Source organism: Jilunia laotingensis (assembly GCF_014385165.1).
GTDB lineage: Bacteria > Bacteroidota > Bacteroidia > Bacteroidales > Bacteroidaceae > Bacteroides > Bacteroides laotingensis.
This window is the reverse complement of the sequence record NZ_JACRTF010000001.1, coordinates 175877-191211: the sequence shown is the minus strand read 5'-3', so window position 1 is coordinate 191211 and position 15335 is coordinate 175877. Positions and strand designations below refer to the sequence as shown.

General features: G+C 45.0%; 14 protein-coding genes. 12 read left to right on the top strand and 2 right to left on the bottom strand.

The window, feature by feature from the left end; all coding sequences use genetic code 11:
• Positions 1-9 precede the first annotated feature (9 nt).
• A complete protein-coding gene (locus H8744_RS00910) occupies positions 10-1071 on the bottom strand; it encodes a DUF4831 family protein (protein WP_262433035.1) in 1062 nt (353 codons plus the stop codon).
• A gap of 76 nt (positions 1072-1147) precedes the next feature.
• The gene (locus tag H8744_RS00905) at positions 1148-2659 is read right to left on the bottom strand and encodes an NAD(P)H-hydrate dehydratase (RefSeq protein ID WP_262433034.1); all 1512 of its coding nucleotides are present in this window, start codon (positions 2657-2659) and stop codon (positions 1148-1150) included.
• Positions 2660-2925: 266 nt separating this feature from the next.
• Here H8744_RS00905 and dxs point away from each other — a divergent pair, with 266 nt between their 5' ends.
• From dxs to nuoL, 12 genes are all read left to right on the top strand, one after another.
• Entirely contained in the window at positions 2926-4848 is a 1923-nt protein-coding gene (dxs, locus tag H8744_RS00900) for a 1-deoxy-D-xylulose-5-phosphate synthase (RefSeq protein WP_262433033.1), read from the top strand.
• Between the two features lie 18 nt (positions 4849-4866).
• Entirely contained in the window at positions 4867-6207 is a 1341-nt protein-coding gene (trkA, locus tag H8744_RS00895) for a Trk system potassium transporter TrkA (RefSeq protein WP_262433032.1), read from the top strand.
• A gap of 30 nt (positions 6208-6237) precedes the next feature.
• Positions 6238-7689, top strand: a complete 1452-nt coding sequence (locus H8744_RS00890; protein WP_262433031.1) for a TrkH family potassium uptake protein — start codon at positions 6238-6240, stop codon at positions 7687-7689.
• A 132-nt stretch (positions 7690-7821) separates the two neighbouring features.
• Positions 7822-8196 (top strand): hypothetical protein, encoded by a 375-nt coding sequence (locus H8744_RS00885; RefSeq protein WP_262433030.1) that lies wholly within the window; start codon positions 7822-7824, stop codon positions 8194-8196.
• 106 nt (positions 8197-8302) lie between these two features.
• On the top strand, positions 8303-8653 hold the full coding sequence (locus tag H8744_RS00880) for an NADH-quinone oxidoreductase subunit A (RefSeq protein ID WP_262433029.1): 351 nt from the start codon (positions 8303-8305) through the stop codon (positions 8651-8653).
• The gene (locus H8744_RS00875) at positions 8644-9240 is read left to right on the top strand and encodes an NADH-quinone oxidoreductase subunit B (protein ID WP_262433028.1); all 597 of its coding nucleotides are present in this window, start codon (positions 8644-8646) and stop codon (positions 9238-9240) included. Before H8744_RS00880 ends, H8744_RS00875 begins: the two co-directional genes overlap by 10 nt.
• A gap of 33 nt (positions 9241-9273) precedes the next feature.
• The gene (locus H8744_RS00870) at positions 9274-10866 is read left to right on the top strand and encodes an NADH-quinone oxidoreductase subunit D (RefSeq protein WP_262433027.1); all 1593 of its coding nucleotides are present in this window, start codon (positions 9274-9276) and stop codon (positions 10864-10866) included.
• A gap of 34 nt (positions 10867-10900) precedes the next feature.
• Complete coding sequence (nuoH, locus tag H8744_RS00865; protein WP_262433026.1) at positions 10901-11977, top strand: NADH-quinone oxidoreductase subunit NuoH; 1077 nt, start codon at positions 10901-10903, stop codon at positions 11975-11977.
• A gap of 47 nt (positions 11978-12024) precedes the next feature.
• Positions 12025-12537 (top strand): NADH-quinone oxidoreductase subunit I, encoded by a 513-nt coding sequence (locus H8744_RS00860; RefSeq protein ID WP_262433025.1) that lies wholly within the window; start codon positions 12025-12027, stop codon positions 12535-12537.
• Positions 12538-12558: 21 nt separating this feature from the next.
• Entirely contained in the window at positions 12559-13071 is a 513-nt protein-coding gene (locus tag H8744_RS00855) for an NADH-quinone oxidoreductase subunit J family protein (RefSeq protein WP_262433024.1), read from the top strand.
• A gap of 15 nt (positions 13072-13086) precedes the next feature.
• Positions 13087-13395 carry an NADH-quinone oxidoreductase subunit NuoK gene (gene nuoK / locus H8744_RS00850; RefSeq protein ID WP_305067409.1) on the top strand — a complete coding sequence of 103 codons (309 nt, stop codon included), beginning with the start codon at positions 13087-13089 and terminating at the stop codon, positions 13393-13395.
• Positions 13396-13428: 33 nt separating this feature from the next.
• Positions 13429-15318 (top strand): NADH-quinone oxidoreductase subunit L, encoded by a 1890-nt coding sequence (gene nuoL / locus H8744_RS00845; protein WP_262433022.1) that lies wholly within the window; start codon positions 13429-13431, stop codon positions 15316-15318.
• The last annotated feature ends 17 nt before the right edge of the window (positions 15319-15335 follow it).

Genomic DNA, 15335 nt, shown 5'->3' with positions numbered 1-15335 from the left:
AACTAATTATTATTTGGTCTCTTCACGCTCTACTTTCACCAATCCGCCTGTAGTCGGATTGAACAGAACTTTGGTTACAGTGTTCTTATTGAACATTACCGGAGCCAAGTATTCTACCGTGCCGAATTGAGTGACAGGTACCTCCTCTTCAAACAAGGTGTTTTTACCTTCCCTCAAAACTATTAAAGCTTTTCCCGGCACATTATATGCGATGCCTTCTACCTTCTTTTTACCATCGTCCTGAGGAATATTGATTGTTTTGAGATCTTTCAAACTGATGTACACTGGTTCGCCTGCCAAGTCATTGTTAGCTACGATGCCTAGTTTTTTGGAAAAGCGGAATGCCACTTCGTTATTGATCTCTTTATTAGGAGTTAGGCGGATGGTATATGTTTTTTCTTCTTTGTTGCGAACGCCTGAAAACATTTCTGTCATGGCGCGTTCCTGTTCTTCAAGGTTGTCGAGCATCAGTTTGAGTTGCGCACCGTCTTTAGGCATAAAATCGGCCTGCCCTCGTACGAGTGCGTTTTTACTTTCACGAATGCTATAAATCTCTTTTGCGACCAGTTCTGCCATTTTTGCCGTAGAGTTAGCCATCAGAATTTCTTCTGTCAAATAGTCGCGTGGGTTGGAACTCTTTTTCAAAGCAGGTACGACCGGTGTGGCAGGAATCGATTTCTTGTTGTCCAATGGCATATTAATGGATTTGATGATGCCGTCTTCTGTCAATTCTACTAATGGAGCCACGGTTTTATCCTTCATCTTTACGAAATAGACGTTTTCACTATCGGGTATGCCGACAGGACGAGCCTTTACACTCACTAATTCCCAATATTCTTCGGGATCGGATGATACATTGCTTAGGCGTAAATAGCGATCGGCATATTTACTGAACTCACCCGGAGTAAAATTTACTTTATTGACTTTAACTTCAACCTCTATCTGTGTTTTAGGGAGTGCATAGGTCACTCCATAGTCTTTTCCGCGCATAACACCCGCTACGACTTCTGTCTGTGCGAAGCCTATGACTGTGGCGCTTAATAATCCTGCTGTTATAATAAGTCTTTTCATACTTGCTCTCTGTTTTTAACTGATTTCTGAAAACAAAGTTAATGAAGTTATTCGGAAATCCATAAGTTCTTAACCTTTATTCGCTTACAGCCCTCCAGGCAGTAGGAAGATTGTTGATAATATCTCCAGCCATCAAGCTGATAACTCCTGTTTTTTTTCGGGCGAAGTCACCTGCCAGTCCGTGGACAAACGTTCCTATCTTGGCTGCTTCATCTGCAGCATATCCTTGGGCAAGGAGTGCCAGAATGATACCGGTTAATACATCACCGCTTCCGGCTGTGGCCATACCCGGATTTCCTGTGGGATTAAAAAAACATTTCCCATTAGGCGTGATGATGGCAGAATTGGCACCTTTCAACACAATATGCACTTTGGCCGTATGGGCAAGTTCAATGGCCTTGGTAAGACGTTCGTAGGAGTCTTGGCATTTGCCCACGAGACGTTCCAATTCTTTTGGATGGGGGGTGAGAATGGAGCCTTTCGGAAGATTGTTCAGTGCGTGACGGTGGTTGGCAAGTATGTTCAAGGCATCCGCATCTACTACTAAAGGTGTCTGGCAGCTACTTAATTGTTCCAGAAGTGCAGCTTCTGTTTCTTCGCTTCGACCCAATCCCGGTCCGATACCTATTGCTTGGTAATCGTCTGCATCGGTAGGCACCGCAAAGCAGATCTCACTGACATCCTGTTCTACAATAGCCTCCGGTATAGCGGTTTGCAAGATATCATTGTTACAGATGGGGGCATGTACGGTCAGTAGTCCTACGCCCGACCGTAGACAGGCTCGTGCAGCTAATACGGAGGCTCCTGCCATGCCGCGTGAACCAGCGATTAGCAGTGCATGTCCGAAGCTGCCTTTGTGTGCAAACTTATTGCGTGGCTTGATGAGCGAACGGATATCTTCTGCTTCCAGCATTTCGTAGTTGGTATCTAGTTCTTCAATGCCTTCCTGGCTCAGGTTGATGTCGAGTAAATCCCATTCTCCTATAAATTCTGCGTTTTCGGCGAAAAGAAAAGATAGTTTAGGAAGTTGTAAGCTAAGGGTCACGTCCGCGCGTATGATATTCGTTTTGACATTAAATGTATTTTCTTCTCCCATTAAACCTGAAGGGATGTCGATCGCCACCACTGTGGCGGAAGATGCGTTGATATATTTCACAACTGCTGCATATCCTCCGCTGAGAGGTTTATTTAAACCGGAGCCGAACAGCCCATCGATGACAAGATGGTCTACGGTCAAGGTCGGTGGAGCAAACTGAGAGGTTATTTCGTGGAATTTGATTTCATCCATTATTTCGAGTAGCTCCTTGTTTTCCTGGCAGTCCGGTGAAAGTTCCCCTTTCGTATTAAACAGAAAAATTTCTATTTTGTATCCTTTTTCAGCTAACATGCGGGCTACGGCTAACGCATCGCCTCCGTTGTTTCCGGGACCGGCAAATACGACAACCGGTGTTTCCGTGTCCCATCTGCTGCAGATGGCTTCGGTCAGTGCAGTGGCTGCCCTTTCCATTAGTTGTATGGACTGAATCGGTTCGTGTTCAATGGTGTATGCATCCAGCTTTTTGATGCTGCTGCTCGGGAATATCTTCATGATTTTGCAGTTTTTGAATTTGACACGCAAATATAGGCAATATTTTGGGAGAAAAGAGAATTTGTATAAAGGCAGTTTGTTTCAATATTTAAGAAACGCTGACTTTCTTCGGGGGAAAACCGACTTTCCTCCGAAGATAATTTGTGTTCCTCGGAGGAAAAGGTTGTTTCTTATTGGTTAAGTCACTTCCTAATTCCTTTTTTCGTAGTAAAAGCGAATATCTTTCCTTTTCTTTTCGTATTTTTGCATACTAATTCAGTCGAATCATGAAGAAGGAAACTACAAATAGCTTGCTAAACGTCATTAACACGCCTGCTGATTTGCGGCAACTCGCTCCTGATCAGCTTCCACAAGTGTGTGATGAATTACGGCAGGATATCATAAAGGAGCTGTCTACCAATCCCGGTCATTTTGCTGCAAGCTTGGGAGTAGTAGAATTGACTGTTGCTTTGCACCACGTCTTCAATACACCTTATGACCGTATTGTATGGGATGTGGGCCATCAGGCTTATGGGCATAAGATATTGACAGGAAGACGTGATCGGTTTTCTACCAACCGTAAGTTGGGTGGAATACGTCCTTTCCCTTCACCCGAAGAGAGCGAGTATGATACATTCTCCTGCGGTCATGCTTCTAATTCTATTTCGGCAGCATTGGGAATGGCTGTAGCCGCCAGGCAGAAAGGAGAACCGGATCGCCATGTCGTGGCAGTAATTGGCGATGGTTCCATGGGAGGCGGTCTGGCTTTTGAGGGATTGAATAATGTATCCTCGACTCCTAATAATCTGCTCATTATATTAAATGATAACGATATGGCCATCGACCGTAGTGTGGGTGGCATGAAACAATATCTGTTTAACCTGACAACTTCCAACCGCTATAATCAATTACGGTTTAAGATCTCCCGCTTGCTTTTTAAAATGGGGATACTCAATGAAGAACGACGGAAAGCATTGATCCGGTTAGGCAATAGCCTGAAATCCCTCGTTGCGCAACAGCAGAATATTTTCGAGGGGATGAACATACGCTATTTCGGTCCCATAGACGGGCATGATGTGAAGAATATTGCCCGCATTCTGCGTGATATCAAGGATATGGAAGGACCGAAGGTACTCCACCTGCATACTACGAAAGGAAAAGGTTTCGAACCTGCGGAAAAATATCCCGGCATCTGGCATGCACCGGGGCGTTTTGATCCGAAATCGGGGAAACGCATTGTTGCCAGTTCGAAAGGATTGCCCCCATTGTTCCAAGATGTGTTCGGACATACATTAGTAGAGCTTGCAGAACTCAATCCGCGCATTGTCGGAGTGACCCCCGCCATGCCGTCCGGATGTTCCATGTGTTTTATGATGGAAAAGATGCCGGACAGAGCCTTTGATGTCGGTATTGCCGAAGGACATGCCGTAACTTTCTCCGGGGGTATGGCAAAGGATGGCATGCAACCTTTTTGCAATATCTACTCCTCATTTATGCAAAGGGCATATGATAACGTGATTCATGATGTAGCACTCCAGAAATTGCCGGTAGTGTTCTGCCTTGATCGTGCGGGCTTGGTAGGAGAGGACGGCCCGACTCATCACGGAATGTTCGACTTGGCGTACATGCGCCCTATACCCAACTTGACCATATCCTCACCAATGGATGAACAGGAGTTGCGTCGCTTGATGTATACGGCTCAATTACCCGATAAAGGTCCTTTTGTGATACGTTATCCCCGCGGTCGCGGTGTATTGGTCGACTGGATGTGCCCGTTGGAAGAAATTCCTGTCGGAAAAGGCCGGAAGCTGAAAGAGGGAAACAGTCTGGCAGTCATTACTATCGGCCCGATAGGCAATATTGCCGCCAAGGCTATTGCCCGTGCGGAAGCTGAGGATGACGAGCTGAGTATTGCCCATTATGATTTGCGCTTCATCAAGCCCTTGGATGAAGAACTCTTGCACGAGGTCGGTAGAAAGTTTAAGTATATCCTGACCGTAGAAGATGGTGTGATCACTGGCGGTATGGGCAGTGCTGTGATGGAATTTATGAACGACCATGACTATAAGCCTGAAATACGCCGTATCGGTATACCCGATAAGTTCATTGAACATGGCACGGTGGCTCAGTTGTATCATCTTTGTGGAATGGATGAAGAGGGAATACTGGAAAAACTGAAATCTCCGGTAATGGTCGGAGCTGGTGAATGAAATGAAGAATAAATTGCAATGAAGATAATCATCGCGGGTGCCGGAAATGTGGGCACACATTTAGCTAAATTATTGTCACGTGAGAAGCAGGACATCATATTGATGGATGATGATGAGGAAAAGCTCAGTGCGCTGAGTAATAACTTCGATTTAATGACGGTGACGGCTTCTCCTTCTTCTATATCCGGTCTGAAAGACGTAGGTGTGAAGGAAGCCGATTTGTTTATCGCTGTTACACCGGATGAAAGCCGTAATATGACGGCCTGCATGTTGGCGCACAACCTTGGCGCGTTGAAAACTGTAGCCCGCATTGATAACTACGAGTATCTCTTACCCAAAAACAAAGAATTTTTCCGTAACTTGGGTGTAGATTCGTTGATTTATCCGGAAATGCTGGCTGCGAAAGAAATCGTATCATCCATGAAGATGAGCTGGGTACGCCAGTGGTGGGAATTCTGTGGAGGCGCATTGATATTGATTGGTGCCAAGATGCGTGATACAGCGGAGATATTGGATATTCCTCTTCATCAGTTAGGCGGTCCGAGCATCCCGTATCACGTAGTAGCCATTAAGCGTGGAACCGAAACGATCATTCCCCGAGGGGATGATGTGATAAAACTGAACGATATCGTTTACTTTACCACTACCCGTAAATACATCCCTTATATACGTAAGATCGCTGGAAAAGAAGATTATCCCGACGTACGAAATGTGATGATTATGGGCGGTAGCCGTATAGCCGTTCGAACCGCCCAGTATGTGCCCGATTATATGCAGGTCAAGATTATTGATATCGATATAAACCGTTGCAACCGGTTGACGGAATTGTTGGACGACCGAACGATGATCATAAACGGTGATGGCCGGGATATGGATCTTCTGATTGAAGAGGGATTGAAAAACACGGAAGCTTTTGTCGCTCTGACAGGGAATTCTGAGACAAATATCCTTGCATGTCTCGCTGCCAAACGTATGGGAGTGGAGAAGACTGTTGCCGAAGTGGAAAATATCGATTACATCGGCATGGCGGAAAGCCTCGATATCGGTACGGTGATCAATAAAAAGATGATTGCCGCCAGTCATATCTACCAGATGATGCTGGATGCGGATGTAAGTAATGTGAAATGTCTGACATTCGCCAATGCCGATGTAGCGGAATTCACAGTAAAAGAAGGCTCGAAAATCACGAAACATCTGATAAAAGATTTGGGCCTACCGAAAGGGACGACTATCGGTGGTATGATACGTGCTGGAGAAGGTATATTGGTTACAGGTGATACACAGATTCAAGCAGGAGATCACGTAGTAGTATTCTGTCTGAGCATGATGATAAAAAAGATAGAAAAATTCTTTAATTAGTCAACAACTGGCTGTTGATTGCCAATTATTATGATAAACTCAAGAATAATATACCGCATCATGGGGTTTCTGCTACTGATAGAAACCCTCATGTTGCTAAGTTGCGCAGGAGTTTCGTTGTTTTACCGGGAGGATGATTTGATGAGTTTCCTCCAATCCGGGGGAATTACGGCATTTGTCGGATTTCTTTTTTTACTCATCGGACGTGGAGCTGAGAAGCAATTGGGACGGCGTGACGGATATGTCATCGTAACCGTAGCTTGGATTGCATTTTCGCTTTTTGGAATGCTCCCTTTCTGGTTGAGCGGATATATTCCCTCTGTAACGAATGCTTTTTTTGAGACCATGTCCGGCTTTAGCAGTACCGGGGCTACCATACTTGATGATATAGAACGGTTGCCCCACGGTTTACTCTTTTGGAGAAGTATGACACAATGGATCGGTGGATTGGGAATCGTGTTTTTTACAATTGCCGTGTTGCCTATTTTTGGTGTGGGAGGGATTCAGGTATTTGCAGCCGAAGCCAGTGGCCCTACGCATGACAAAGTTCATCCGCGCATTGGCATTACAGCTAAATGGATTTGGGGCATTTATGCTGGACTGACAGGGGCACTTATTATCCTTTTGATGATTGGGGGCATGAGTCCGTTCGACAGTGTATGTCACGCATTTACTACTACGGGTACTGGTGGCTTTTCAACCAAACAAGCAAGTATTGAGTATTATCATTCTCCTTATATAGAATATGTAATTGGTGTTTTTATGTTTCTGTCCGGGATCAACTTTACATTGTTGTTGTTATTCGTGGATGGAAAGTTCAAAAAAGTGGCACATGATGCTGAACTGCGGTGGTATTTCTGGTCGGTTACGCTGATTACCTTATTTATTGCCATAGTACTTTATTATACAAGTTCCATGGACGCGGAAGAGGCTTTCCGTAAGTCTTTTTTCCAGGTTGCGTCTTTGCATACTTCCACGGGGTTTGCTACTGCTGATTATATGACTTGGGCACCCGTGCTATGGGGAGTTTTGACTGTCGTGATGATTATGGGAGCATGCGCGGGCAGTACGACGGGGGGGATGAAATGTATTCGCTTGTTGATACTCGGCAAGATATCGAAAAATGAATTCAAACATATCACTCATCCTAATGCGGTACTTCCGGTACGTGTGAACAAACAGGTGATTTCTCCCTCCATCCGATCTACAGTGTTGGCTTTCTCGTTCTTGTATGCTTTGTTGATTATAGTCGGAACATTGGCACTCATGTGGATGGGAGTGGGGCTGTTGGAAGCTTTAGGATGTACAATTTCGAGTCTTGGCAATATGGGACCCGGACTAGGATTGTGCGGTCCTGCATATTCATGGAACATGCTTCCCGATTTGGCTAAATGGCTCTTGTCATTTCTTATGTTATTGGGTCGGTTAGAGCTTTTCACTGTATTATTATTATTTAGTTCGGATTTCTGGAAGAAGAATTAAGGTGAAAAATCTTTCTTTAAGACGGTCAAGGAGGTTTCTTGGTTTGGAGTGCTAAAAAAACTTTTTTGTCATGCAGAGATTGCAAAAAGAATAAATATAAATTTTATATTTGCAGCCGTTTATAAGTAGAACATGAAACAAAGCTTAAAATATGGTGTCTTATTTGTATTAGTTTTGTTGCTTCATTCGGTAATGTCGGAAGCAACAGATAAGCTTTGTATACCTGAAGTTTCGCAGTCTGATATTTGTTATGTTTCGCAAGCTCGGCCTATGCGTAATGCCATTGATAAATTCTATCATCTTTATTCGGTACTGTCCTGTGATATGGAACATGCAGATCTTTCGCACGTGCCAACCGATAAAAGTTTCCTGCGTCTATCCACGCGAATGCGTGAATTCAGGGGAATTATTCCTCCATCCAATGATTATTCATCACATTTATATACACACGATCCGATAGATCCTGTTGTAGAGTATATCTACGGGCAGCGGAAGATTGTGATTTAATGATAGAACCCCTTTTAAGATAAATTTGACATATGCGACGGTGTGTGTCCGTTTTTCTCTCTCCTCTTATTATATAGTAAACTATAAACCTAACACATATAAGAGTATGAATTTTACATTGTTAGTTGTTGTGTTGTTGACGGCTATAGCCTTCGTTGGCGTTGTTATCGCTTTGTCAAGGGCGATTTCTCCCCGTTCATACAATGAGCAAAAGTTTGAAGCCTATGAATGTGGTATTCCTACGCGCGGTAAGTCATGGATGCAGTTTCGCGTGGGTTATTATCTGTTTGCCATTCTGTTTCTTATGTTCGACGTGGAGACGGTATTCCTCTTCCCGTGGGCAGTAGTTGTGCGCCAAATGGGTGTACAAGCGCTGATGAGCGTTATTTTCTTTATAGTAATATTAGTTTTGGGTCTGGCTTATGCCTGGCGGAAAGGAGCTTTGGAATGGAAGTAATGAAAAAGCCGAAAATCAAAGATATCCCTTATGAGGAATTTGTCGATAATGAATCGTTGGAGAAGTTGGTTCGGGAACTCAACAAGGGCGGGGCAAACGTCTTTGTCGGAGTATTGGACGACCTCGTCAACTGGGGGCGCAGCAATTCGTTGTGGCCGCTTACTTTTGCAACAAGTTGTTGCGGAATCGAATTTATGGCATTGGGTGCCGCTCGTTATGACATGGCCCGCTTCGGGTTTGAAGTAGCACGTGCCAGTCCCCGTCAGGCGGATATGATCATGGTGTGCGGTACGATTACGAATAAGATGGCTCCGGTATTGAAGCGATTGTACGATCAGATGGCCGATCCGAAATATGTGATTGCCGTAGGTGGTTGTGCCGTGAGCGGAGGTCCGTTTAAGAAGTCGTATCATGTACTCAATGGTGTCGACAAGATTTTGCCGGTCGATGTATACATTCCCGGCTGTCCGCCGAGACCGGAAGCTTTCTATTACGGCATGATGCAGTTGCAGCGTAAAGTGAAGATAGAAAAATTCTTTGGAGGAACGAACCGGAAAGAGAAAATGCCTCATTTGGATGAAGAATGAAGAATACGGTTTTTTCATTAATTGGAAAAGTATATGCAAGACATAAAATATATTGAACCTACTGCGCTGCACGAGGAAATGGTGCGGTTGAGGAACGAAAAGAAAATGGACTTTCTTGAAAGTCTCACCGGAATGGATTGGGGAGAACCGGATGAGAAGGATTCACCGGAGACAGTTCGTGGATTGGGTGTGGTCTATCACCTTGAATCTACAACCACGGGAGAACGTATGGTGGTAAAAACCTCCACAATCAACCGCGAAAGTCCGGAATTGCCTTCAGTCTGTGATATTTGGCGAGCTGCCGAAATGAATGAGCGCGAAGTATACGATTACTTTGGTATCATCTTTGCCGGGCATCCTGATATGCGTCGTCTTTTCCTGCGTAATGACTGGGTGGGATACCCGCTGCGTAAGGATAATGATCCTGAAAAGGAAAATCCCCTTCGGATGACAAATGAAGAAACGATCGATACGACCACGGAAATAGAACTGAATCCTGACGGAACCGTGAAGAACAAGGAGGCACTGCTTTTCGGGGATGAAGAGTATGTAGTCAATATAGGTCCGCAGCATCCTGCTACGCACGGTGTACTTCGTTTCCGGGTGTCACTTGAGGGTGAAATCATCCGTAAGATCGATGCGAACTGTGGTTATATTCACCGGGGCATTGAAAAGATGAATGAGAGTCTTACTTATCCGCAGACTTTGGCACTCACGGATCGTTTGGATTATCTGGGTGCCCAGCAGAACCGTCATGCTTTGTGCATGTGCATTGAGCAAGCGATGGGAGTAGAGGTGAGCGAGCGTGTGAAGTATATTCGTACCATTATGGACGAGTTGCAGCGTATCGATTCGCACTTGCTTTTCTATTCATGCCTTGCCATGGACTTGGGAGCCTTAACCGCTTTCTTTTACGGATTCCGCGACAGGGAGAAAATACTGGATATTTTTGAAGAGACTTGTGGCGGACGGTTGATAATGAACTACAACACCATTGGCGGTGTGCAGGCTGATTTGCACCCTAACTTCGTGAAACGGGTGAAAGAGTTCATCCCTTACATGCGGGGGATCATTCATGAATACCATGATTTGTTTACGGGCAATGTCATAGCACAGAGTCGTCTGAAAGGGGTAGGTGTACTCTCGAGAGAGGATGCTATCTCATTCGGTGCTACCGGAGGTACGGGACGTGCCAGCGGCTGGGCTTGTGATGTTCGCAAACGGATGCCTTACGGTGTATATGATAAGGTTGATTTTAAAGAAATTGTCCGCACCGAAGGTGACTCGTTTGCCCGTTACATGGTACGTATGGATGAGATCATGGAGAGTCTTTCTATCATCGAACAATTGATAGACAACATTCCGGAAGGAGCTTATCAGGAGAAGATGAAACCGATTATCCGTGTGCCGGAAGGATCTTATTATGCTGCCGTTGAAGGGAGCCGTGGCGAATTCGGTGTTTACCTTGAGAGTCGTGGAGATAAATATCCTTACCGTCTGCACTACCGTTCCACAGGTTTGCCATTGGTCAGTGTGGTAGACACCATTTGCCGTGGAGCGAAAATTGCCGACCTGATAGCCATCGGAGGAACGTTGGACTATGTAGTGCCGGATATCGACAGGTAATCGTTTTTCACTAAACAATTAATATCTAAATAACGTGTTTGACTTTAGTATTGTAACAAATTGGATACACCAGACTTTGACTTCCCTCATGCCGGAAGGATTGGCTGTATTCATTGAATGCGTGGTAATAGGAGTGTGCATCGTATTGATGTATGCCGTTCTTGCCATTATATTGATATATATGGAACGTAAGGTGTGCGGATTTTTCCAATGCCGCCTTGGTCCCAACCGTGTAGGAAAGTGGGGTAGCATTCAGGTCGTTTGCGATGTGTTGAAGATGCTGACAAAGGAGATTTTCAATCCGAAAGGAGCCGATCAATTTCTTTATAACCTCGCACCGTTTATGGTGATCATCGCTTCGTTCCTGACGTTTGCCTGCCTGCCTGTAAATAAGGGTATGGAAGTTCTCGATTTTAATGTCGGTGTCTTTTTCTTGCTTGCAGCTTCCAGTATCGGTGTGGTCGGCATCTTGCTGGCCGGATGGGGATCGAACAATAAATTCTCACTTATTGGAGCTATGCGTAGTGGGGCGCAGATCATCAGTTACGAACTCTCTGTGGGATTGAGTATCCTCACGATGGTAGTATTGATGGGAACCATGCAGTTTTCTGAAATTGTTGAGTCACAAGCCAATGGCTGGTTCATATTCAAGGGACATATTCCGGCAGTTATCGCTTTCATTATCTATCTGATTGCAGGAAATGCAGAATGTAACCGGGGGCCGTTCGACCTTCCTGAGGCAGAATCGGAATTGACAGCCGGTTATCATACCGAATATTCGGGAATGCACTTCGGATTCTTCTACCTGGCAGAATATCTGAATTTATTTATCGTGTCGGCCGTAGCCGCTACCATTTTCCTCGGAGGATGGATGCCGTTGTATATTTCCGGACTGGACGGTTTCAATGCAGTGATGGATTATATCCCAGGCTTTATCTGGTTTTTTGCAAAAGCCTTCTTCGTTGTATTCCTGTTGATGTGGGTGAAGTGGACATTTCCCCGTCTGCGAATTGATCAGATTTTGGCACTTGAGTGGAAATATCTGGTGCCGATCTCTCTGTTGAACCTGCTGCTGATGGTGATCATCGTAGTATTTAATCTGCATTTCTAACAACAAGGTGACAGAACCGGTTAGGTAAATGATAAAGATAATTGATTATGAAAAATGAAGAATATACATATTTAGGAGGGTTAACCCATGCTGTCGGTAGTTTGCTGATCGGTATGAAAACCTCCATCAAGGTGTACTTCCGCAAGAAAGTGACGGAGCAATATCCCGAAAACCGGAAAGAACTGAAAATGTTCGATCGCTTCCGTGGTACGTTGACGATGCCCCACAATGCTGCTAATGAGCATCATTGTATTGCTTGTGGTTTGTGCCAGAACGCTTGCCCGAACGACACGATCCGTGTGATCAGTGAAACCATTGAGACCGAAGACGGAAAGAAGAAGAAAATACTAGCCCGGTATGAATATGATTTGGGCTCGTGCATCTTTTGCCAGCTCTGTGTCAACGCTTGTCCGCATGACGCCATTACGTTCGACCAGAATTTTGAACATGCCGTTTTCGACCGTTCAAAACTTGTGCTGAAGCTGAACCATGAAGGTAGTCATGTCGAAGAGAAAAAGAAAACCGTTGCTCCCTCAGCGGGCAATCCAAGTAATTTGTAATTCGTAATATGTAAATATAACATGGAACTAACTCTTGAAACAGTTGTATTTTATTTCCTGGCAGCATTCATTTCAGTGATGTGCATCCTGACGGTGACGACGCAGCGCATCGTGCGTTCCGCCACTTACCTGCTTTTTGTGCTTTTCGGCACGGCAGGTATCTATTTCCTGTTGGGGTACACATTTCTGGCTTCGGTACAGATGATGGTATATGCCGGTGGTATCGTAGTACTCTATGTATTCTCCATCCTGCTGACCAGTGGAGAAGGCGATCGTGACGAACGGTTGAAACGCGGTAAATGGCTGGCGGGACTGGGTACGACGGTAGCCGGTGCAATCATTGTACTGTTCATTACCTTGACTCACCGCTTTGTCCCGACAGGAGATCCCGAACCGGTGGAGATAACTATAAAAACCATTGGACACGCATTGCTGTCCGGCGATAAGTATGGATATATATTACCTTTCGAGGCAGTCAGCATTCTGCTATTGGCTTGTATCGTGGGCGGATTGTTAATTGCACGTAAAAGATAGGAGGAAAGAGATATGATGATACACATGGAATACTATCTGGTGGTTTCTACCATTATGATGTTTGCCGGAATCTACGGCTTCTTTACACGTCGTAACACGTTGGCAATTTTGATTTCCGTCGAATTGATGCTTAATGCCACCGATATCAACTTTGCCGTGTTCAACCGTTTCCTCTTCCCGGACGGTCTGGAAGGATATTTCTTCGCGTTGTTCTCCATCGCCATTTCAGCCGCGGAGACGGCCATTGCCATTGCGATTATGATCAATATTTACCGGAATATCCGAAGCATCCAGGTGAAGAAACTCGATGATATGAAATGGTAAACTAAGTAATGAATAATGAATAATTAAAAAGATATGGAATATACTATTTTTATACTCCTTCTTCCTTTCTTCTCCTTCCTTCTGCTAGGTATCGGAGGAAAGTGGATGACACATCGTACGGCCGGTATCATCGGCACTTCGGTGCTGGGAGTGGTGGCAGTATTGTCGTATGCGGTTGCCGTACAATATTTTTCAGCTCCACGACTGGAAGACGGCACATTTGCTACGCTTATACCTTATAATATTGAATGGCTGCCGTTCTCTGAAACATTGACATTCAATCTGGGTATTTTGATTGATCCTATTTCGGTGATGATGCTGATAGTCATTTCCACCGTTTCACTGATGGTACACATTTATTCTTTCGGCTACATGAAGGGGGAGAAGGGATTTCAGCGTTATTATGCTTTCCTGAGCCTCTTCACTATGTCTATGTTGGGATTGGTGGTAGCTACCAATATTTTCCAGATGTATCTGTTCTGGGAGTTGGTGGGAGTATCCTCTTACCTGCTTATCGGTTTTTATTATACCAAACCGGCTGCCATTGCTGCAAGCAAGAAAGCTTTCATCGTGACCCGTTTTGCCGATTTAGGCTTCCTTATCGGTATTTTGATTTACGGATATTATGGAGGCACGTTCGGGTTTACACCGGATACGGTTTCGTTGATTAGCGGTGGTGCTTCGATGTTGCCGTTAGCGTTGGGACTGATGTTTGTGGGAGGTGCCGGAAAGAGTGCCATGTTCCCGTTGCACATTTGGTTGCCCGATGCTATGGAAGGCCCTACACCGGTCAGCGCGCTGATTCATGCAGCAACGATGGTTGTTGCGGGTGTTTATCTGGTGGCTCGCATGTTCCCCTTGTTTATTGCTTATGCGCCCGATGTATTGCATTGGATAGCTTATGTAGGTGCGTTTACCGCTTTTTATGCGGCATCGGTGGCATGTGTGCAGAGCGACATCAAACGTGTGCTTGCCTTCTCTACCATTTCACAGATCGGGTTTATGATTGTGGCATTAGGAGTTTGTACTTCCATGAATCCGCATCACGGTGGGTTGGGTTACATGGCTTCCATGTTCCACCTTTTCACACACGCCATGTTTAAAGCACTTCTGTTCCTGGGTGCAGGTAGTATCATTCATGCCGTCCACTCTAATGAGATGTCGGCTATGGGAGGCTTGCGGAAATACATGCCTGTCACGCATATTACTTTTTTAATTGCCTGTCTGGCTATTTCAGGTATTCCTCCTTTCTCCGGTTTCTTCTCGAAAGATGAGATACTGACGGCTTGTTTCCAGTTCAGTCCGGTGATGGGCTGGATTATGACGGTAATTGCTGCGATGACCGCTTTCTATATGTTCCGTCTCTATTATGGAATTTTCTGGGGAAAAGAAAATAAAGAGCTTCATGCTGCTCATAAACCTCATGAAAGCCCATTGGCGATGACTATTCCATTAATTTTTCTGGCGATAGTGACTTGTGTGGGTGGATTTATTCCTTTCGGGCACTTCATCTCTTCAAACGGAGAAAGCTATACGATTCATCTCGATGCAGCGATAGCGACTACCAGTGTGGTGATAGCCCTTGCTTCCATTGCGGTTGCTACTTGCATGTATCTCAGTCCACGCCAGCAACTGGCCGATAGTTTGCAACGTCGTTTCTCAGGTTTGTGGACGGCCGCTTATCACCGTTTTTACATAGATGAGGTTTACCAGTTTATCACTCATCGGATTATCTTCCGTTGTATTTCCCGTCCCATTGCCTGGTTCGACCGTCATGTTGTTGACGGAACGTTTGACTTTATGGCATGGGCAGCCAATGCAGCCAGTGATTCCATCCGTGGTTTGCAAAGCGGGCAGGTACAACAATATGCTTATGTGTTCCTTTGCGGGGCATTGGCATTGATACTCCTGTTGATTCTCTAAACAGTAACTTGTAATTA